General features: G+C 67.6%; 16 protein-coding genes. 5 read left to right on the forward strand and 11 right to left on the reverse strand.

Annotated elements, in window-relative coordinates; all coding sequences use genetic code 11:
• Positions 1-99 precede the first annotated feature (99 nt).
• Together AB0B97_RS00220 and AB0B97_RS00225 are read right to left on the reverse strand one after the other, a co-directional pair.
• Positions 100-765 carry an ISAs1 family transposase gene (locus AB0B97_RS00220; RefSeq protein ID WP_357490571.1) on the reverse strand — a complete coding sequence of 222 codons (666 nt, stop codon included), beginning with the start codon at positions 763-765 and terminating at the stop codon, positions 100-102.
• Positions 723-1,109: a transposase family protein gene (locus AB0B97_RS00225; protein ID WP_357489300.1), complete on the reverse strand. Its 387-nt coding sequence runs from the start codon at positions 1,107-1,109 to the stop codon at positions 723-725. The genes AB0B97_RS00220 and AB0B97_RS00225 overlap by 43 nt, the downstream gene beginning before the upstream one ends.
• A gap of 622 nt (positions 1,110-1,731) precedes the next feature.
• Between AB0B97_RS00225 and AB0B97_RS00230 the strand changes: the two genes are divergently transcribed.
• Positions 1,732-2,169, forward strand: a complete 438-nt coding sequence (locus tag AB0B97_RS00230) for a hypothetical protein (RefSeq protein WP_357489302.1) — start codon at positions 1,732-1,734, stop codon at positions 2,167-2,169.
• Positions 2,170-2,234: 65 nt separating this feature from the next.
• The gene (locus tag AB0B97_RS00235) at positions 2,235-5,639 is read left to right on the forward strand and encodes an NB-ARC domain-containing protein (RefSeq protein WP_357489304.1); all 3,405 of its coding nucleotides are present in this window, start codon (positions 2,235-2,237) and stop codon (positions 5,637-5,639) included.
• Between the two features lie 159 nt (positions 5,640-5,798).
• On the opposite strand, the gene AB0B97_RS00240 is transcribed toward AB0B97_RS00235, so the two are convergent.
• Complete coding sequence (locus AB0B97_RS00240) at positions 5,799-6,788, reverse strand: LysR family transcriptional regulator (RefSeq protein ID WP_357489305.1); 990 nt, start codon at positions 6,786-6,788, stop codon at positions 5,799-5,801.
• 32 nt (positions 6,789-6,820) lie between these two features.
• Between AB0B97_RS00240 and AB0B97_RS00245 the strand changes: the two genes are divergently transcribed.
• Positions 6,821-7,663, forward strand: a complete 843-nt coding sequence (locus AB0B97_RS00245) for an alpha/beta fold hydrolase (RefSeq protein ID WP_357489307.1) — start codon at positions 6,821-6,823, stop codon at positions 7,661-7,663.
• A 25-nt stretch (positions 7,664-7,688) separates the two neighbouring features.
• On the opposite strand, the gene AB0B97_RS00250 is transcribed toward AB0B97_RS00245, so the two are convergent.
• From AB0B97_RS00250 to AB0B97_RS00285, 8 genes are all read right to left on the reverse strand, one after another.
• Positions 7,689-8,471: a transposase family protein gene (locus AB0B97_RS00250; protein WP_357489309.1), complete on the reverse strand. Its 783-nt coding sequence runs from the start codon at positions 8,469-8,471 to the stop codon at positions 7,689-7,691.
• 62 nt (positions 8,472-8,533) lie between these two features.
• Entirely contained in the window at positions 8,534-9,703 is a 1,170-nt protein-coding gene (locus AB0B97_RS00255) for a toprim domain-containing protein (protein ID WP_357489311.1), read from the reverse strand.
• A gap of 26 nt (positions 9,704-9,729) precedes the next feature.
• On the reverse strand, positions 9,730-11,565 hold the full coding sequence (locus AB0B97_RS00260; RefSeq protein ID WP_357489313.1) for a TraM recognition domain-containing protein: 1,836 nt from the start codon (positions 11,563-11,565) through the stop codon (positions 9,730-9,732).
• Positions 11,562-12,815 carry a hypothetical protein gene (locus AB0B97_RS00265; RefSeq protein WP_357489315.1) on the reverse strand — a complete coding sequence of 418 codons (1,254 nt, stop codon included), beginning with the start codon at positions 12,813-12,815 and terminating at the stop codon, positions 11,562-11,564. The genes AB0B97_RS00260 and AB0B97_RS00265 overlap by 4 nt, the downstream gene beginning before the upstream one ends.
• 210 nt (positions 12,816-13,025) lie before the next feature.
• The gene (locus AB0B97_RS00270; protein WP_357489317.1) at positions 13,026-14,516 is read right to left on the reverse strand and encodes an SCO6880 family protein; all 1,491 of its coding nucleotides are present in this window, start codon (positions 14,514-14,516) and stop codon (positions 13,026-13,028) included.
• Entirely contained in the window at positions 14,513-15,940 is a 1,428-nt protein-coding gene (locus AB0B97_RS00275) for a hypothetical protein (protein WP_357489318.1), read from the reverse strand. The genes AB0B97_RS00270 and AB0B97_RS00275 overlap by 4 nt, the downstream gene beginning before the upstream one ends.
• A 25-nt stretch (positions 15,941-15,965) precedes the next feature.
• The gene (locus AB0B97_RS00280) at positions 15,966-16,712 is read right to left on the reverse strand and encodes a hypothetical protein (protein WP_357489320.1); all 747 of its coding nucleotides are present in this window, start codon (positions 16,710-16,712) and stop codon (positions 15,966-15,968) included.
• A gap of 3 nt (positions 16,713-16,715) precedes the next feature.
• Positions 16,716-16,901, reverse strand: coding sequence for a hypothetical protein (locus AB0B97_RS00285; RefSeq protein ID WP_232233993.1), 186 nt, complete (start codon positions 16,899-16,901; stop codon positions 16,716-16,718).
• A 460-nt stretch (positions 16,902-17,361) separates the two neighbouring features.
• Between AB0B97_RS00285 and AB0B97_RS00290 the strand changes: the two genes are divergently transcribed.
• Together AB0B97_RS00290 and AB0B97_RS00295 are read left to right on the forward strand one after the other, a co-directional pair.
• Positions 17,362-17,754 (forward strand): hypothetical protein, encoded by a 393-nt coding sequence (locus AB0B97_RS00290; protein WP_357489322.1) that lies wholly within the window; start codon positions 17,362-17,364, stop codon positions 17,752-17,754.
• Positions 17,751-18,806, forward strand: a complete 1,056-nt coding sequence (locus AB0B97_RS00295; protein WP_357489324.1) for a C40 family peptidase — start codon at positions 17,751-17,753, stop codon at positions 18,804-18,806. The genes AB0B97_RS00290 and AB0B97_RS00295 overlap by 4 nt, the downstream gene beginning before the upstream one ends.
• Positions 18,807-19,448 lie beyond the last annotated feature (642 nt).

Raw genomic sequence — 19,448 nt, forward strand, 5'->3', positions numbered from 1 at the left:
GAACTACCAACAGAGTTGGCCGTTGTACGCACTCAGCGGCACGCTTGCGGCACACCGCCACGCACCAGGGTCATCATTGCGTTGTCGGATAGGTGCTGGTCACGGCGGTGATGACGTCGTGTGGGCGGCGGTTCGCGCGGGCGATGTTGGCCTCGCCGTTGGCAGGGTGGCCCGGACGGCGGGTCCGGTGCCGGTGCGGGCCTGGTGGAAGTCCTCACGGAACGTGACGTCCCGGACGTGGTGGACGCGGTTCTCGATGTGCCATTCGCGGCGGGTCCAGTCCTGCAGGTCGGCGGGTTGGGCCTGCTCGGCGGGTAGAGACACGGTGAAGTAGGTGGTCTCGCGGCTGGTCTTGGCGCCGGTGGTGCGGGTCCGGATGATCCGGATGGCCTGTCGGGCGTGGGGGAACCTGAGGCCGCCGGGGGTGTGCAGGGTGATGGCTTTGACGGTGCGGCTCTCGCGGCGGCCGTGCCCGGTGTCGCGGCGGCGGTCGCCGAGGGGGATGTCGGGCCAGGGTAGGGCTTTGAGCTGGGCGAACAGGGTGGGCTGGTTGCCTTTCGTGGGGATCATCAGGTGGGCGCCGCGGGCGGCGATCTCGTCGGCGTGGGCGGTCTGGGTGTGCAGCGCGTCGGCGATGAACAGCAGGCCGGTCAGGGTGCTCAGCACGGTCTCGATCGCGTCGAGCAGCGGCGCGAACGCGGGGATCTCATTGCTCTTCGCGCTCACGGTGACCTGGGCCAGGACGATGCCGGCGCTGGTGTCCAGCGCGGAGAGTAGATGGACCTGGCCGCCGCCGGGACGGCGGGCACCCCGAAGCGTTTCCCGTCCAAGGCGATCACCGTCCGATACCGGCGTGGCCGGGCCGTGGTCACCGGCCGGGCGCGGGCGGTCAGCCAACCGGCCAGGACGGTGGACAGCAGCCCGTCGTCTAGGCGAGTCAGCAGCCGCCACACCGTCGTGCCCACCGGCACCCCATGATCGAAGCCGAGCCGGTCACGGGCCTGCTCGTCCAGATCGTGCAGCCAGTCGGTGATCGCGGCGAACGACGAGGCACCGGCCAGGACCGCGCACACCGCGACCGCGAGCAAACCCGACAGCGAATACCGCACCCTACGCGGGTCGCGGGGATCCGGGCCCGCCAACAGGGCCTGCAGGTGGTGTTGTGTCAGGGGTGCCGCCGGCGACGGCGGGCAGTGCGGGAATCGGGCATGATGACATCGGAGGGTGAGGTCCTCGGGGTGTCGTGAAGCGTAGAGAACTCCATGATCATCGACGCGATCTCACCCGCTCTTCCGGCCTCCACAGAGGCCACTCACCACCCACGTCACCAGCTCAGGGCACCCGCCCACCGACTAAGCAATTACCCTGGCCGACCCACTGACCCTGGCTCTGCTGCTCGGAAAGTCATCGGCGAACGGTGTCGATGGTTCGCTTCCCGGTCTGCCGCGCAATCGCTTTGTGCTGCGTCGTGTGGTCGGCGAGGCGTCAGCGTGCGGCTTCCTAGCGGAGCTTCTCCGTGGTGGCGTCTCGGTCTACGGTCCGGCGCTGAGGCTCACCGGTTTCCCCCTGCATGCCGAGAAAACGGTCACGGAGCGCAACAATCTCTTGGTCCTCTCCGTCAGCGTTCGGCTGAATTGTCGGATTCAACCATTGCTCGAATCATGCGCACAATTCTCAGTGTCGCTATTGTGGACTGCTGTTCCGCGCGCGAGGGTGACCGAGGGGGCGACGATGGCAGCGGACTGGATGATGACGGTTGCCAGCGCGGGTGGGTCTGCGCTGGCAGGAGCGGTTGCCACCGATGTGTGGAGCGCCGCCCGGGACGGATTGGGGAAGCTGTTCGGGCGGGGCGGTGGCCACCGTGCAGAATTGGCCAGGCGGTGGGCTGACGAGACTGCGGTGACGATCGAGGAAGCCGACGACCGGCTAACAGCAGCTGAGCGGGAAGCGCAGACTTGGCAGCAGCGCCTAGCTGACCTCCTGGAAGAGTTCCCGGAAGCCGTAGAGGAACTACGTGAGTGGGCCGAGCTGGTGCGTAAGAGGCTTCCAACGGCTCAGCAATCATTCGTGAACACCTTCGTCGCCAGGGACAGCTCTACCCAGTACAACGCACCCGGCGGAAGCATGGCCATCCACCATCATCAGCCGGGCGGCGGGCCGGCAAAGTGACCACGGCTGGCGGCTTCTACGAGACCCGGGACGGATCCAGTCAGTACAACGCTCCGGGTGGCTCCATGGTCGTCCATCACCACCACTACGCAAACCCGCCTGCCGAAGCGTTGCCGTACGTCGGCTGGGAGGTGCCCGGGCTGGGCGGCCGTCGTCCAATCGACCGCCCGGACCTGACCGCCGAGTTGATCGGCTACCTTAAGGAGAAGACTGGAACAGCGGTTGGGGTAACCACGGCTCTACACGGAGCGGGCGGGTTCGGTAAGACAACGCTTGCCACATACGTCTGCTCCGGACAGGCCCTTCGTGAGAGATTCCCCGGCGGGTTGTTGTGGGTGACGCTCGGTCAAGACAAGAGCGGTGCCGAGCTGCTTTCTCTCGTTAACGACCTTTGTGCCCGTCTTGGCGGCAGGGCGCTCGGCACCCTTCAGCAAGCCGGCAGTCACCTGGGCTCCCTGCTCGATCAGCATCCACCGATTCTCTTGGTCCTCGACGACGTCTGGGAAGAGACTGCACTCGGACCGTTCATGATCGGCGGCGAGCGCTGCACCCGGCTAATCACCACGCGCATCCCGACTGTCATCCCGGACGGTGCTCACTTCGTGCGAGTTGACCAAATGGGGCAACAGGAGTCAGTGGAGGTTCTTGCCGCTGGCCTGCCCGGGATGCCCTTGCCTGAACGACGGAGGCTGCTGGAACTGACCGGGCGTTGGCCCCTGTTACTCGGTTTGGTCAACGCTCAGCTGCTGCATGCCGTGCACCGCGGAGACAGCCTGCCCGCTGCCGCCGCCGAGGCGGTACGGCGACTCTCCGAGCATGGGCCCGCGATCCTCGACGTTACCCGCTCCTCTGCCAGGAGCCGCGCAGTCGACGCAACCGTGCGGGCCAGCATGGATTTGCTTTGCGAGGGCAGCCGAGATCGTTACAAGGAACTTGCCATCTTCGCTGAAGACGTCGACATCTCGTTCGACGTGATTTCGACGTTGTGGCGCGCCACTGCCGGCTACGACGAGCGCGCCGTTGTTCGGGCAGTCGAGGAGATGGTGGATCTGTCTCTGTTTGCCGCGTATCGGTTTACCGGACGCTCGGTACGTCTTCATGACGTACTCCGGCAGTATCTACGGCATCTATGCGGCGATGACAGCATCCGGGAACTTAACACCGCTTTCCTTCGCTCCAACCAGACCGCGCTACGCCTGACGGGCGAGGACGGCCGCTTGCCCTGGTGGGCGCTGCCCGACGACTGTGACTACCTATGGCAACACCTTGCCTATCACCTCGCCGAGAGCGAGAACACGGGCCAGCTTGAGACGCTGCTGACCGATCTGCGGTGGCTAGTTGAAAAGAGCCGCCGCTACGGCGTGGCTGCGGTCGAAGCCGACTTGGCTCGCATCGACACGTTGCTGGCCGCAGGTTTGAAGGCGGCCCTCGGGCGAGACGCCCACGTGCTTGAGCCCGTCACCAAAGATCCCTCGTACCCTGCCGTCATCGTCAGCCGGCTGACTGGTATACCGGAACTTTCCGAGATAATCACCCAGTATCAGACTTCCGTGGGTCCCGGGCTAGCCACCATCGAGAATTTCTGGTCGTTGCCCGACCAAAGTGCCGCACTGGTGCGGGTAATCACCGATGGCATGACACAGATCAGCGGTTCCAGACTATCGCCAGACGCGAGATATGTCGCTACCGTCGGCGCTGGTTGGGAGGTAACGGTCTGGAGCCGGGACACCGGCCAACGGCTGTACACCCTATCTGGACATCTCGATGCAGTCACCGACTGTGTCTTCTCGACCGACCAGCTCACCCTTTACACCACAAGTTCTGATGGAACCGTAAGAGTTTGGGATTTGCTGACCCGCCAGCAGCGCACGGTCCTGACCGGGCACACCGCGAGAGTGAATGGCTGCGCCCTCTCGGCCGACGGCTCGATGCTGGTGACCGTCAGCGACGACAGGACTGCCCGGGTTTGGGACACCAGCACGGGTGCCGAGTTGCTGACTTTTGGCGGGCATTCGGACAGAGTGCTCTCCGGCGCGTTCTCCCCGGACGGTCGATGGATGCTTACGACCGGCGCGGACGGGCAACTCCGGCGTTGGGCCACGGCAACCGGTGCGGAGATTGAAGCCTGGACCGGACATCTTGGCATGACGACCTCGTGTGCTGTCGCTCCGGACGGCTCTTGGTTTGTCACTTCAGGGGAGGACGAGATGGTCCGGGTGTGGAATGTATCCACGCCTCGCGTTTTCGCTGAGTTGCCTGGCCACCGCGGGCGGGTTAACGCCGTCGCAATCTCACCATCCGGCGACCTTGTCGTCAGCGGCGGCGATGACCGCACCATCCGAGTCTGGGATGCCAGCCGGCGTACCGCGCGGACCGTACTTTATGGCCATAGCTGGTACGTCACGGATTGCAAATTTAGTAACGACGGACGGTGGCTCCTGTCGGCGGGTTGGGACAAGTCAGCACGGCTTTGGGACACAAGCTTCCCAGCAACCGATCTACCGGAACCGGCTGCCCGGGCACGCACCACCTCCTGTGCATCGACATCGAGCGGCGACTTGCTGCTGACTGGCACTCGGGGCGGCGAACTGCAACTGTGGTCGGTTGAGCAGCGCACCCACCGCACCCTCGGCCGAGGCGCCGCGATTATGACGGCAGACCTGAGCCCCGACGGCGCCTATGCGGTCACAGCAGACTCAGCCGGACGGCTCACCGTATGGGAGGTGGCGACCGGAACCCAGTTCGTGCTCGTGCCGCAAACCGAGAGTAGGATCGAGCGCTGTCGGTTCTCTTCTGATGGCCGTCAAATCGTGGCTGGGGCTCAAAATGGCACCGTGACCGTGTGGGCGTGGCCGGAAGGCACTGTCACCCAAGTCTTCAGCGGTCACGATAACTGGGTGGCAGACTGCGCGTTCAGCCCCGACGGCCTATGGCTCGTGTCTGTCGACTGGGATTCGATCGTGCAAGTCGGCCGAGTAGCAGGTGCGCCCGAACCCTTCAAGCTGTCGAGCTATCACCGCGGTCCGATTCACTGCTGCGCGATCACGCCGTCCGGCGGACAGTTGGTCACCGGGGGCGCCGACGGCCAGCTTCATATATGGTCGTTTCCTAGTGGAGTCCTGACCGCCACAGTTCGCGCCCACACGAGCGCTGTTCGGGCCTGTGCGATCAGCCACGATGGTTCCTACTTGCTTACCGGCGGCGACGACGCCTCCGTGCGGGTATGGACTTGGGGTGATTTCACGAACATCGCTTCAATGCAGGTGGCTGGTCCTATCGTGGATGTCGTCTGGTGTGGTCCCGACCGTAAGCTTTGCGTGGTAGGGGACGTGGGTGTCCATGTGTTCCGCCTAGCACAGCATCCGGCAATTCCCCACGCGCGTCGGCCACTGCTCCGAGAGACGCACGACTCTCAAGAAAGCACGTCTGCCGGTGCGAATACTCCGCAACGTTCGGTTATCCCCGATTGATGACGACTGCGCTTCTAAGCTTTACCTGAGTTCCGCAGCAGCTCTGATTGGTGCATTGGGCCATTTTCATCGTGAAGTTGCAGGTCACGTGCGCTGCGGGGCCGGTGTCGGCGACGGTTAGCACACCCTGCACGACCGTATGGCGAATTCCTTCGTCCGTTACGTCTGATCTACAGTGACCATGGACTCGTCGTGGTGCTGGAACCGCTTCGGCGCGCTGCCGAGTTCCGGCGCTCGCCTGTTCAGCGGGTCGAACCGCACGGTTCGCAGGATTTCCAGCAAGGCCTCGGCGCTCGGCGTGATCGCTGGGACGGTACGCCTGACGACCGCGAGGGGCTTGGACACGAGCGGGTCGGTCAACGGGATGACGGTGATCGATTTCTGGTCGGTGAGTGGGAGCGCGCTGAGCGGCATTGCCGCCACTCCCAGTCCTGCGGCGACCATGGCCACGACGGTCGCCGCGGTGTCGGCCTCGAAGGCGACCTGGGGATTCATGCCGACCGGTAGGTCCGGGCCGCCGCGGTACGCGACGGCGGGGTGACGGGCCCACTCCTGCCAGGAGATGGTCGCCGTGGCGGTCAGCGGATGGCCAGTCGGAGCTACGGCGACGGTGCGGTCGTCGCCGATCGGCTGGATATGCAGGTCGGCGGCAGATTCCGGCGCCTCGGTGACCGCGATGTCGGCCCGGCCGGAGCGGATGTGGCCGAGCACCTGCGCGGCGTCCGCCTCGATCACACGGACCCGGATGTGCGGGCGCTGCTCTGCCAGGCGGCGGCAGGTGAACGGCAGCACGCAGGCCGCGAGCGCCGGCAGAGCGGCCACGGTGACCGCGCCGTGGTGACCGTCGCGGTAGGCCTGGAACCGGGCCAGCCCGTTCTCGGCGCCGGCGATGATCTCCCGCGCCACCGGGACGAACTCGCGGCCGTCCGCAGTGAGGGCGACTGAGCGGGTGGTTCGGTCGAACAAGCGGACGCCGAGGACACGCTCGACGTCCTTGACCGCCCGGCTCAACGCGGGCTGGCTGATCAATGCCCGTTCGGCGGCGTCGGTGAAGGAGCCAAAATCGGCCACCGCCACCACGAGCTGCAGCTGCGCCAACGTGAGATTAATGTGCACCGCGCATAAGTTACTGCATTTTAAGTCTTTCACAACAAAGAAAGTCGACCGTACGCTCCGAATCCATGATCAGGATCCACGAGGGCGTCATGTCCTGGCAAGGGCTCGAAACTTGGTATCAGACCGTCGGCGACGTGAACGACCCGCAAACGCCGGTAATCGTCTGCCACGGCGGACCTGGCGCGACCCACGACGAGGTGGAATCGATCGGCGAACTATCCCGTTCCGGCCGCCGGGTCCTCCTGTACGACCAGGTCGGCAACGGACGGTCGTCGCTGCGCCCCGACGCGCCCGCCGACTTCTGGACCGTCGCGCTGTTCGTCGACGAACTCCGGCTGCTCGTCGAGCAGGTGGGGTTCGGTGACGGGTACCACCTGATCGGGCACTCCTGGGGCGGGATGCTCGCCATGGAACACGCACTGACCCACCCCTTCGGGCTACGGTCACTCGTACTGTGCAACACCAAGCCCTCGCTGGCCGGGCCCGTCGGCGGTGACGCCGGCCCCGACCTGAGCACCGAACAGGGGCAGCGGTTCATGGAGGCGTTCATGGCCGAGCACGTCTGCCGGGTCCAGCCCCCGCCGGCCGGTTTCCTGCGGACCGCGGCCGCCCGCCAAGCGCACCCCGAGGTGTTCGCCGCGATGAATGGCCCCAGTCCCTTCGAACTGGTGGGAAACCTGCGGGGATGGGACGTCACGCCCCGTCTCAGCGAGATTAAGGTCCCGGCCCTGGTCGTCACCGGAGCCTACGATCTGATCCCGCCCGACGTTGCCCGCGACCTCGACGCACGGCTGTCCGACTCGCGGCTGGCGCTGTTCGAGGACTCAAGCCACATGCCGTTCGTCGAGGAGCCGGACCGTTTCCTCGCCACCGTCAACGGCTTTCTGCAAGACGTCGATCGGTCCTGAGGATTCAGATCAACAGCGAGCCTTTTCATCCTGCGTAGGTCGGGTTCTCGACGTGGTGTAGGACGAGGATGGCCTGCACGATCGGGGTCGCCCGGTGTGGGCTGCAGCGCAGTCTGGTCAGGACTTTCCAGGTCTTGAGGGTGGCGTTGGCGCGCTCGCCGATAGCGCGAATGCGGGCGTGAGCTCGATTGACCTTCTTCTGCCAGGCGGACAGCTTCGGCCGGTAGCGGCGGCGTTTGAACGGCGTCCGGATACTGCCGTGGGCGCCCTGGTACGCCTTGTCGGCGAACGTCATCACCTTTGCCCTGCTCAGCGCAACGATGAGGTGGTGAGTGCGGGCCGCGGTCAGGTCGTGGATCGAGCCGGGCAACGCGGCCGAGGCCCAGATGAGCCGGCCTGCCGGATCGGCGATGACCTGCACGTTCACGCCGTGACGGCGGTGTTTGCCGGAGTAGTAAGGCTTCTGGTCGGCGACTCGGTCGATCGGAATCAGGGTGCCGTCGAGGATCGCGTAGGTGAGCAGCCGGATCCTGTTCATAGCGGTGTCCAGGTCGTCGGCGGTCGCGGCGAGCAGATCGATGGCCTCGCGGACGTATCGCCAGGCCGTCGTGACACTGATTTCGAACCCGGTGGCCAGGCGGGTCAAGGTGTCGCCGTTACGCAGATGTGCCAGGGCGAGCAGGGCCTGTCGGCCCGGGTCGAGGCGCCGCCATCGGGATCGCCGCTGACCACGGCGGGCTCGGATGAGACCGGCGAGGTGGTGCAGGCTGCGGCTGGACAACGGAATCGCGGCAGGGTAAGACAGCACAGCGAGGCTCCCGGTTGAGGCATCTGATCTTGGTCGATTGCTGTCTTACCGGAAGCCTCGTCCTACGTGGACATCGACCCTCTAAACTGCCCGTGACCTGCACCGTCACGATAAAAATGACTCATTAGAGTGTGTAGCGTGCCTTCAAGGTGCGTAAGCGCGGCGATCGCGACGGTGTCAACCCCGGCCCCGGTGTGGGCCACGATGTGCCGGCCGACCCGGATCGCCTCATCCGGGCTTGTCGCCTCGAACAGCAGTGGCACCAGAACACGCACGGCAGCGCACCTGCCGTCGATGTCCTCCAACAGTCCGGGATGCCGTTCGACGAGCCGGGCGAGGCGGTGGTCGACCACCGTGTCGAGCATGGGCTGTGCCTGTCGCTGCAGGGCCGCTCGCAGTTGAGCTCTGCCGTGCGGCCGGCGCAGCAGATCGGCTGGGTCGGCGTCGACGCTGAACTCGGCCGCCATTAGCGGGCCGGGATATCGCGGCTCTCGGAGCAGGTGCCACGCCCGGTCCACGGCCGCACGGCCTGCTGGGTCCGAGTCGAACGCCGCGACCAGGCCCTGCGGGGCGCCGGGCAGCTCCCGCAGGATTGTGGCCTGGGTGTCGGTCAGGCCGGTGCCGCACGGTGCGAGGGCCACCGATCCGGCCCGGCGAGAGTGGGAGTAGGACAGCCACACTGCTAGAACGTCGGCAGGCCCTTCGACGAGAACCGGGGTCCATTGTGCGGTGATACGGTCCTGCTGCTCGGCGAGGCCGAACAGCAGCTGTCTCTTGTTGTAGATTGCGGTCTGGGGGTTGTTGAGGTACTTCGGTACGTCCCTTCCGGCATGGGGACCGGAGCGGCCGAGGAATGCCACGGTGTGTCCGGCCGAGTCGCGTACCGGGAACATGACCCGGTCCCGGAACACGTCGATGAGCCGATTCGGGTCCGTCTGGGTGCGGGTCGACAAGCCAGCGCCAACCAACTCCTTCGGGGTGAAGCCGGCGGCGCGCAAATGGCCGGTCAGCGAACTCCAGCTGGGTGGGGCATACCCAACCCGCCACGGCCACTCTCGCTGCACGATGACACCGAGGCCGCGTTGGGCGAGATAGGTGCGGGGGCCGGCGGCGTATTCGAGCTGGGCACGGTAATAAGTCACGGCAGCTTCGACGGCCGCCAGCAGCCGTGCGGGCTCAAGCCCGGCGCCGCGTACCGGGGATGTGGATTGACTGAGTCGAGGTGCGCCCATCGCTTACCTCCGATTCCAAGCTAGCTTCAGCCGGCCCGTCCCCGCCAGGAGCGCTGCGCCATCCGGTCCCGGCGAGCGGCCCGGGTACGTTGCGCCTGGTGGGTCATCTCAGCGGTGGACGCGGCTATGGCCGCGGTCAGTCGTTCGGCGTTCGGCTCGTCGTACCAGGGCAGCAGGTTGAGCATTGCCACCTTCATGCCGGTGGCGAACAGCAGCGCCGAGCCCTTCGGCAGCGCCCGGATCTGCGCCGGGTCGAGGATGCGCTGCCGGCGTACCGAGGTCTGGTACGAGGTATGGCCCTTGCCGTCATGGGTGCGGGAGGCGACAGTGACGTCGTGCTCGCCGACGAGTCGGGACAGGTCTTCGGCGAAGCGAGCGTCGTCGATGCCGGCACCCACCAGTTTGACGGTTGCCGCTGACCAGAGCGCGTCCATGCCCTGCTCGCCCCAGACGCGGGTGCCCTGGCGGTAGGACTGCAGGATGGTCAGCGGGATGATGCCTCGGCTGCCGAAGTGGCTGTACAGCTCCGGCAGGTCGGCGATCTTGCAGATGTTCGCAGCTTCGTCCAGGCAGGCGACCAGCGGCGGGTCGAGCCGGCCGCCGTGCGCCTCGGCAAGCGTCACCGCGGCGCGTAGTACCTGGTCGGTGAGGCCGGCGACGAGCGGTGCGGCCGCTCCGGCACCGTCCTTGGACAGCAGGTACAGCGTGTCCGAGCTCTCGACGAACGTTTCGACGTCCAGTGCTAGCAGCGGTAGTTCCGATGGAGTGACCCAGGCCATGATGGTCGGGTTGGCCAGGCATGCCGCAGCGGTCCGGGCGGTTTCGTAGAGCCCCTCGCGGGTTTCGGGGGCGCCGGCCTGGCGGCCGGACATCGCCCGCGCGGAGGCGCCGAACCCGTGACCCTTGAGGATCGTCGCCGGCTCCCGTGATGTGGAGTCCGACAGCCACGCCTGCACCGAAGTCAGCGTGCGGCCCTCCAACGCAGCGGCCAGGATCAGCGAAGTGAGCAGGTCCAACGCACCTTGGATCCAGAAGTCGTCACTGCCCTGCGAGTTGCGGACCTGCTGGACGAAGTGGTTGGCCAGCCGGTGGGCGTCCTCGACGTCCTCCACCGCGGCGAGCGGGTTCCACCACCAGGCCTGCGGCACGTGGGCGATGGACTGCGGGTCGAATACCCACACGGTGCCGTGCTGAGCTCGGGCGGCCGCCGTCGTGACCCACAGGTCGGGCTTATTACTGGTGGCCAGCGCCGCCCCCGGCGCGTTGATGATCGACTGCACGGCCAGCGCGGTGGTCTTACCGGCGCGAGGGGCCATCACCGCCAGCACGACGTCCTCCCAGGAGGAGTAGAGCCGGGGAGCTGAGCGGCCTCGCCGCCGGTGCGCACCGAGAACGATCCCAGCGGACTCAGCGGAGATCTCCTTGACCGGCCCGTCCGCCAGACCGGGTCGCAGGCGGCGAGCCCTGGTAGCCACCGCAGGCAGCGTCATCGCCCGCACCTCAGCCGGCCCGGCCAGCGCCGGCAACGGGTCCTCGGCGTCGGGCTTACGCCCCTGCCACCACACCGCCGCGAGGGTGACCAGGCCGACCAGCACCAGCAGCAGCACCGCGTAGACCAGACCGACAACTGTGGGGGACACCCCGGGCCACAACGCTGACCATTCGGTACGCAGCAGGTGCTCCAGGTACGAAGACCCGAAGCCGGGCCCGGTGGCGGGTTGCTTGGTCACGGCGGCGGCGATTCGCCCGGCCAGCCAGGACAGCCACATCAGGGCGATCGCCGCCCACGCGAGCCCGAGCATCAGGAATGGGGTAAGCGGGCCGCCCGCAGTGCCGCGCGGTTCGATAGGCCTGGTGCTCATGGCTGCACCTGCCGGATCGCGGCGTCGGTGTCGTAGAGCTCCCACTCGTCGCCCACCAGGGTCAGCGACACCGGCAGTCCGTTGCGTTCACCGGTCTTGATTAGGTACTTGCCTCGGCCGGGATGCACAGAGCCGGCGAACCATGCTTCCGGTGCGGCCCAGGACGCGACCAGTTCCCGCTCGGGCCCTGACAGCTTGATGACCTCGTTGACCCGGTTCAGTTCGCGGGGTGGCAGCCCGGCGAGGATTTTGATGGCGGACCGTTCGATGAAGCCCTGTGCCTTGGCCCGGTCTTCCGGGGTGGGCAGGGCGTCAAGGTCGGCGAGGGAATGAGTCACCATCACGCTGGCCATTCCCCGCTGCCTATTGAGGCGAGTGAGCGCGTCGGCGTGCTCGACCAGTCCCGAAGCGCCGCGTAGGGCCCGCCACAGTTCGTCCATCACGCCCAGGTACTGCCGGCGTGGGGCCAGGCCCTGGTCGGCTAGGACGGAGGCGGCATCGACCATGCTGAAGCCGTACGCCCAGGTGCATAGCATCGCGGCGGCCACCAACTGGTCCCCGGCAGCGGCGACCTGGGAGATGTCGACGCTGACGGCCGGGGCGTCCAGGTCCAGCGGTTTGGTCGTCGGGCCATCGAAAACCCCGCGCAGACTGCCCTCGCACAGCAGCGCCAGGGTAGGTACCAGCTGGTCGACCTGGCGGCGGTACTCGCCGTCGGTCCGGGCACGGGCCGCGGTGAGCAGCTCGTCGGCGCCGGCTTCGACCAGGCTCAGCACGTCGGGCACCGTCGGGTCGCGGTCAAGCCGTTCGGCGAGTACGTCGATCGCCCGCCCGAGGATGATCTCCTCGGTGTTGTTCAGTGCGTGTCCGCGGACCAGGGCGCACAGCGCCAGCAGCAGCGACATGCGCCGTCCACGAATCTCGAGGCGCAGTTGCCGGGCCTCGGCGTTCCCCATTCGAGCCAGCGCACTACCGAGGGGGCCGGAATCCAGCGGGTTGAGCCGATCCAGGCCGCGTCCAACCCGGATGACCTGCCCGCCGAGGTGTTCAACGAGTCGGGTGTAGTCAGGTTTGGTGTCGCCGAGGATCAGGGCGCTGGTGCCGAACCCGGTCATGCCGGTGATCAGCCGTTTGACCACGGTGGACTTGCCGACGCCGGGTTGACCGAGGACGAATACGCCGGGGTTGGTGATGAGGCCTTCGCGGAGCCATTCGAGGGGGTCGAGGCAGACGACCTCGCCCCAGAGCATGTGCCGCCCGATGGGTACGCCGATGGTGGGTGCTCCGGATCCGGCGACGAAAGGGAAGAGCCCGCAGAGCTGGACCGTGGTGCCCTGGTACTCCATGCCGGGGGAGATGTGGCTGGCTCGGCCGGCGCCGGGTCTCCGTACACCCCATGCTGGCGCCGGCATGGCCGCGTCTGCGGCGTTGCTCTTCATCGGTATCTCCTGATCTTGAGCTCAGCGGGGCCAGTGGCGGGCCAGCTGCGGCGGACATACGCCGCAGGGCATGGTGGTGGCGAAGCCGGCGGCCTGGCTGGCGCGCAGCTGCCGGAGTCGGATCTTGGCTACGTCGGCGCGGGATTCGACGTCGGCGATGGCGCGGCCCAGGTCGTCGACGGATACGACGGTGGTGGTGACGAACAGCGACATCAGGCCCACCCCGGATCCGGTCGCCTCCTCACGCGCGGTCTGGAGGGCCCGTTCCCGGTCGGCGTGGTCGCGGGCGGACTCGTCGCGTTTCTGCGCCCGGTTGTAGGCCGCCCGGAACGCCGCTGCGTTGACCTCGCTTTCGACAATGCGCGCGGCGTCCCCGGCGGGAAACGGCCGGTACAGCAGCGATACCCGCTTCGGGTACGGGCCCGGAGCAAGCAGCCGTGCGAGGACGTCTGCGTGCACGTGCTGGCGAGGTGCCTCATGCCATGCCCATGACACGGATGTGCCGGAGTCGTGCACGTACCGATCGAGGTGCTCCTCGGCCATGACAGGCCCGGCGGTGTCCCAGTCCAACCATCGGGTCAGATCCAGGCCCGGAGTCGCCGCCAGCCGGGCCACGTCACCGCGGCTGGCCGGGTCGAAGGCGGTCCGCACGATGGCCGAGATGGACTCCGCAGTGGCCCGGCCGAGGACGGTGAGTCCGCAGCTGCCCAGGGAGTCCTCCAGACCTGGCAAGGTCCGGCTGATCTCTTCCAGCGCTTCGTCGAGGTCCTTGGGTCTGCTGGGGGAGGCGCCGGGCTTGAAGGTCACCGACACTCGGGTTTCGACGTCCGCAGCGGCCGCCGGAGACACCTCCACCAGCCGTTGCAGCACCCGCCGCGCGGACGCCGGCCCGTGCGGCACGATCCGACGGCTGACGTGGTCGGCCAACCGGGAGCCGGGATCCGGCGCCGTGTCGATGGTGACGGTGACGTGGTCGACGATTGGCAGGTAGCCCAGGTTCGCCAACCAGCCACCCCAGTTGGCCACCCACGCCGCGCTCGCGTCGGCGTCGGCCAACCAGGTCGACGTGGCCGCGCAGCGCAGCGTCACCGTCATGGTGCCCAACCGGCGGTTGTAGACCACGCCGTACCCGCCCGCCCCCTCGTCCTCAACCGTCAGCAGGGTGGTCGGTGCGAGCACGCCCGGCAGTTGCCAGGCGTGCTCGCCAGCCACCATCACCCCCGAGCGGTACGAGGTGTAGCCGCGGCTGGTGCCGATCAGCCATCGCACACGCTGTGCGATTCCGGCAGACAGCGGCACCCCGTCCCAGCGCAGGACCAGCAGGACCACGAGCAGCACACAGGGACCGGCAGCAACGGCCAGTGCTTGCAGCGCCATCGAACCGGAGACGATCAGCACGGTGATCGCCGCGAGGACGACGAAGGTCTGCGTAGGCCCGAGACCGAACAAGCCCATGCCCCGCGCCCGCCGCCAACCCCCGTAGGTACGGACTTGCGCCTGGTCGCTGCTCACGACGGCGTATTCCCGTTCCGCATCGCGGAGTCGGCCGTGGTCGCGCCCGCCTTCGCTGCCGTGGCCCCGGCCTGCGCGGCCAGGACGGTGCCGATGACTACCGGCGCGGCCGGCCCGGTCGCGGCTCCCGCCATCCCGGCCGCAGTCGTGCCGCCCCCAGCCGCGGCGCCACCCGAGGCCGCGGCGCTACCACCGGCGGACGCGGTAGCGCCAGAACCGGCGCGCACTGTCGTCGTGGGTGTTACCGGGCCCGGGGTGCCGCCGGCGGTGGCGCTACCAGCGACCACCGTCGGCGCATTATTGGTCGTTCCCCCGCCGGATCCGTTCGTGGGCGAGAGCCCGGACGGAGTTGGCATGGCACCGGTGGGCCCGTTACCGCCGCCGTTACCAGGTCCCCGCGAGTCCATGTAGCGGGCGTGATCGCCGGCACTGTGACCGCCGACCGCTCCGCGTACCGAGGACGCGGCGTGCAGGCCTGCGGCTGCGCCAGCGCCCGCCATGCCGAGGCTTCCGCCTCCGGAGGCGACGCCGCCGGTGAACACCGTGAAGAATTTCATCAGCGCCGGTAGGGCGATCACCGACAGGGCCAGCATGCCGAGGCCCATCAGCCAGTCCCGTCCGTTGCCGCGCATCATCACGAATGAGGTGGCGTACACCGACACCGCCGCCGGTTTGTACAGCGCGAGCGCGAGCGACCAGCCGAGGGTCTTGTGCAGCCACTGACTCGTACCTCGGGTGATGGAACCGGCCGCGGCGAGCTGAAGCAGGCCAGCCAGGATGACCACGGCTCCTTCGCGGAAGACCATCAGGATCGTCTGCACCACCGCGGCGAGGATGACGACGACGCCGACCAGGATCATCACGAACGGGGCCACCTCGGCGCCGGGAAGCAGTAACGCGCCGAGCGCGGCGCTCATCGCCTCATTGGGTGCCTCGTTGGACTCCTTAAAGATCGCTTCGTTCAGCAGCCACATGGAGTAGCTGTCCCCGGTCTTGAGGAGCAGGTGCGTGCCGGCGACGCCGACGCTGCCCCAGAGGGCGGTGTTCCACACTCCCCGTACCGCCTGCATAAGCGGTGCACCTTTGCGACTGACGACGATGGTGATGCCCTGCCACACCAATCCGGCGACCAGGACCAGGATCGTGATCGGCAGCATGAACCCACGCAGCTGCTGCGCCGGCCCAGCGGCCCCGTTGCACTGGGCCACCCAGTCGGTGGCCCACCGCCCCGGGTCGGAACCACTGGTCGGGCACAGGTTGTTCGACGGAATGAGCGTCCAGCTCGTCAGCAGGCCGGCGACCCACTGGATGGCTTCTTTCACCGCCGTGGCAAGTCCGTCGAGGATCGTGTTGACCATCGAGTCGCGCGCCTCGACGCCGGTATTGATTCCACCGACGATGACGTTGGTGCAGGTCGCGGGCATGAAGGGGTTGCAGAGAGGCATGCGGTCACCCGCCTGCGTTGAAGGGAAGGAACATAGCGGCGTAGGGATCCAAGACGATGGTCACGGCTTCGTCGAACGTCCCGCCGGCGGGTGCCAGCAGCGCCCAGTCCGAACCCGTCCAGCGCACGCCCACCTCGGTGCTCACCATCAGCGAACTGCCGGAGCCGTCCGGAGCCTCGGTCAGCAGGCGCAGGACGACCTGGTCGTCGGTGTAGCTGAGGATCCGGTAGCCGAGCAGCGTGGCGTTCAGACGGCCGACGGGCTGCCCGTCCGCCACGCCGGCCTGCCCGCGCAGCTCCTCGTACGCCCGCTCGACCTGGTCCCGCATTGCGGCCGCGTCGGCTCCGACGACCTGGGCCCGGAGCGTGGGGTCGAAAACGGCGGGGCCGACCTGCGGGGTGACGCGTACGACGATATGTACGGCGGCCAGCACCGCGCCGCCAGGGTTATGTGCGAAACCGCGAGCCTGCCCCTCGCCGGCGAACAGAGGACCGGACTGTTTCGAAACGGGCACCGAGACTCCCGCGATGTCGGCCCAGTCCAAGTCATCGGGCAGGACGGCCCCGCTGTCGACGGTCGTCTCGGGCTGGACCAGTACCGGTCCCAACGATGGGGTCGAAGGACGATCAGGGCCAGCGCCGAATACCAGCGCCACGGCAGCAGCGCCGAACACCGTCGCAGCGACCAAACAAAGAGCGGTGACCCGGCGGCGCGTGGTGCGGCGGGCGTGAGTGATGACGTCGTAAGTCATGACTCAGCCCGGCAGGACTGCGCCGACGACCACGGCCGCGACCGCGCCGCACGTGAGTCCGGCCAGCACCCAAGGGATCCCAGCCGCCCCGTCGGCTGCGAAGGCTGATCGGTTGCGGCGCCCGACGGCCATCATGATTCCGCAGACGAGCAGGCCGCCGACGCCGGCGACGATGAGGATCCACTTCATCCAGCCGATAAAGAGGTTTCCTGTGGCTTCCAGGCCAGGTGGGGCGGCCGGCGGGGGAGTAGGGGCGGCGGCCAGAGCATCGAGCGCAGCCCCAGCGAGGTAGTGAGCCAACACGGCAGTCTCCCGAAGGTCACGATGCCCTCGGTTGGGCATCTGCCCTGGACCTTCGCCGGGTAGGGCTGACGGCAGCGTTGACGCTGGAATTGCCGCCACCGCTACCGCCGCTAACAGCGGCCACTGGGAGCGGTAACGGCCTTTGCATCTCGCCACCGTCGTGCCCATGGACGAGCGATCTCGAGCAGCAGCGGCAGCTGCCCTGACGTTGGCCGTTGCCGGTTGCGCCATCGCCGGACAGTCAGCGCCAACCAGGCCGACCACAACCGCCCTCAGTTCGGCTGAGGTCGCTGCTCCGGGGTCACCGCCAACGCAGCCCGGCTTCGCGTACGCCGAACCCGGCGAGGTGTGCAGCCGGTTCACCGCGGCTCTCTACAGCACCGACACCCGGCGGGACACCGGACCGGACGACGCCTACCAGCGCGCGATCCGCTACGCCAACGGCACGCTGGCCGGACAGAACCCTGCCGCGAGGCGGGACGGCCGCTGGGCAACCTGGGCCCAACACCGGGCGTTCGTCGACGCCGTCGTTGAGCCCTTCCTCGACGCATTGCAGCCGGCCGATACGGCGATCGCCGGCCACCGCGCGGTCCGAGTGACCGCGACACCTCTCGGTGAGGACGGCTGGCGCGGCTGGACCGAGCGCAGCCTGGTCGACTGCGCCCTGCGCCGCGGCGGTCCGAACGGATCCGCCTGGCGGGTCATCGGGTACGAGATCCGCCAGGCTGGCCTGCGGTGACCCGGCGGTGGCCAATCCTCGCCGGCGGACTCGCTGTCGTGGTCCTGGCGCCGCTTGCGCTGATCGTGTTCGTCGCCCTCGCGATGCTTGGAGCGAGTCCGGCGATGGGCTGCACCATCAACCCGCCCAGCGCCTCGCCCGGTGCCACAGCCGCACCGAACGGCTGGGCTGGTCAGGGCTCCTGGACCTCCGAGCAGGTCGGCAACGCGGCCATCATCGTCTCCGTCGGCGCCGAGCTGCACGTGCCGCGCTACGGCTGGGAAATCGCGGTGGCCACCGCCATGCAGGAGTCCACCCTGCGCAACCTGGGCCACCTCGGCGCGGACAACGACCACGACTCGCTCGGGCTGTTCCAGCAGCGACCCAGCCAAGGCTGGGGCACCCCCGAACAGATCCTTGCCCCGCGCTACGCCACTGGGAAGTTCTACGAGCGCCTCGTTAAGGTCGAGGGCTGGCAGACCATGCCGCTAACCCAGGCCGCGCAAGCCGTCCAGCGGTCGGCATTCCCCGACGCTTACGCGAAGTGGCAGCCGGAGGCCCAGCAGCTGGTCGCTCTAATCAGCGACCGGTTGAACATCGTCTGCACCAGCGACGGCGGGGACGGACTGCCGCCCCTGGACGACGCTGGCCTACCCGACGGCTACCTACTGCCGTCTGACCCGCAGCTGCGGGCAGTCGTCACCTTCGCCCTGGGCCAGCTCGGCAAGCCCTACGTCTGGAGTGCCGAAGGGCCGGACAGCTACGACTGCTCGGGCCTGGTAATGGCCTCCTGGGCGGCAGGCGGTCTGCGAATCCCTCGGGTCACCGCCGACCAGGTGCACACCGGTGTTGCTATCCCCTCCCTGTCAGCGATGCAACCCGGGGATCTGGTCTTCATTCCCGGCTCGGACGGCACGATGTCTCGCCCCGGCCATGTCGGGATGTACATCGGTGTTGATCGGAGCGGACGGCAGTACCTCATTCAAGCGCCCAAGACTGGCGACGTCGTGAAGGTCGTCGCGGTCAGCAACTGGAGCCGGCAAGTTGCTGCTATCCGTAGGCCGAAGCCGTGACGAGGTTTGCTGCGGTACTCGGTCGGAGGCTTACCTGACCGCTGCGGACCAGCTAGCACGGCAGCCGCCGCTCGTGATCGAGGTTGAGCGGCGCGTGTAGTGGGATCGTCGGGCTCGGGCATGGTGATGTCGTCGCCACTGTGACCAGTGGTAACGGTGGGTGAGGTCGCTGTTCGGGCGATGATGCAGGTGTTGATCAGACGGCGGATCTCGTTGACGGTCAGCCTGATCAAGCCGCTGTCGGTGGGGGCGTCGGTCTCGTGGGTCGCGGCGTCGGCGGCGCAGATCGCCAGGACGGCGAGGGCTGCCAGGGCCAGGGGTGGTGAAGCGGTGCCAGGAGTCCCAGCGGCGGACCTGGTGCTGGTCCAGGCCGACCTGGCTCTTGGCGGCCTGGAAGCTCTCTTCGACGGTCCGCCGAATGCCGGCGACTCGGACGAGTTGGGCGAGTGTTGCTGGGCGTGGGGCCCAGCAACGGTAGAAGGCCAACTCGGGCGGTGGTGCTGTTGCGGCGGTCTTACCACCATCCTCCAGGCAGCGAACTCGTAAAGACCACCAGAAACACCAGGTCGACCGCAGATCGCGAATGGCGGCTGCCGTACTACGCCGGTCGAACCCCTCAACCTTCCACATCGGACGCTCAAA

It is taken from the genome of Micromonospora sp. NPDC049004 (genome assembly GCF_040649315.1).
Lineage (GTDB): Bacteria > Actinomycetota > Actinomycetes > Mycobacteriales > Micromonosporaceae > Micromonospora.

Bases quoted from the DNA above. Each gene is read 5' to 3' on its own strand.
- AB0B97_RS00285 (WP_232233993.1), bottom strand. From the start codon at position 16,901: ATGAAGTGGATCCTCATCGTCGCCGGCGTCGGCGGCCTGCTCGTCTGC.
- AB0B97_RS00275 (WP_357489318.1), bottom strand. From the start codon at position 15,940: ATGCCCGCGACCTGCACCAACGTCATCGTCGGTGGAATCAATACCGGC.
- AB0B97_RS00230 (WP_357489302.1), top strand. From the start codon at position 1,732: ATGGCAGCGGACTGGATGATGACGGTTGCCAGCGCGGGTGGGTCTGCG.
- AB0B97_RS00260 (WP_357489313.1), bottom strand. From the start codon at position 11,565: ATGAGCACCAGGCCTATCGAACCGCGCGGCACTGCGGGCGGCCCGCTT.
- AB0B97_RS00245 (WP_357489307.1), top strand. From the start codon at position 6,821: ATGATCAGGATCCACGAGGGCGTCATGTCCTGGCAAGGGCTCGAAACT.
- AB0B97_RS00255 (WP_357489311.1), bottom strand. From the start codon at position 9,703: ATGGGCGCACCTCGACTCAGTCAATCCACATCCCCGGTACGCGGCGCC.
- AB0B97_RS00235 (WP_357489304.1), top strand. From the start codon at position 2,235: ATGGTCGTCCATCACCACCACTACGCAAACCCGCCTGCCGAAGCGTTG.
- AB0B97_RS00265 (WP_357489315.1), bottom strand. From the start codon at position 12,815: ATGCTCTGGGGCGAGGTCGTCTGCCTCGACCCCCTCGAATGGCTCCGC.
- AB0B97_RS00280 (WP_357489320.1), bottom strand. From the start codon at position 16,712: ATGACTTACGACGTCATCACTCACGCCCGCCGCACCACGCGCCGCCGG.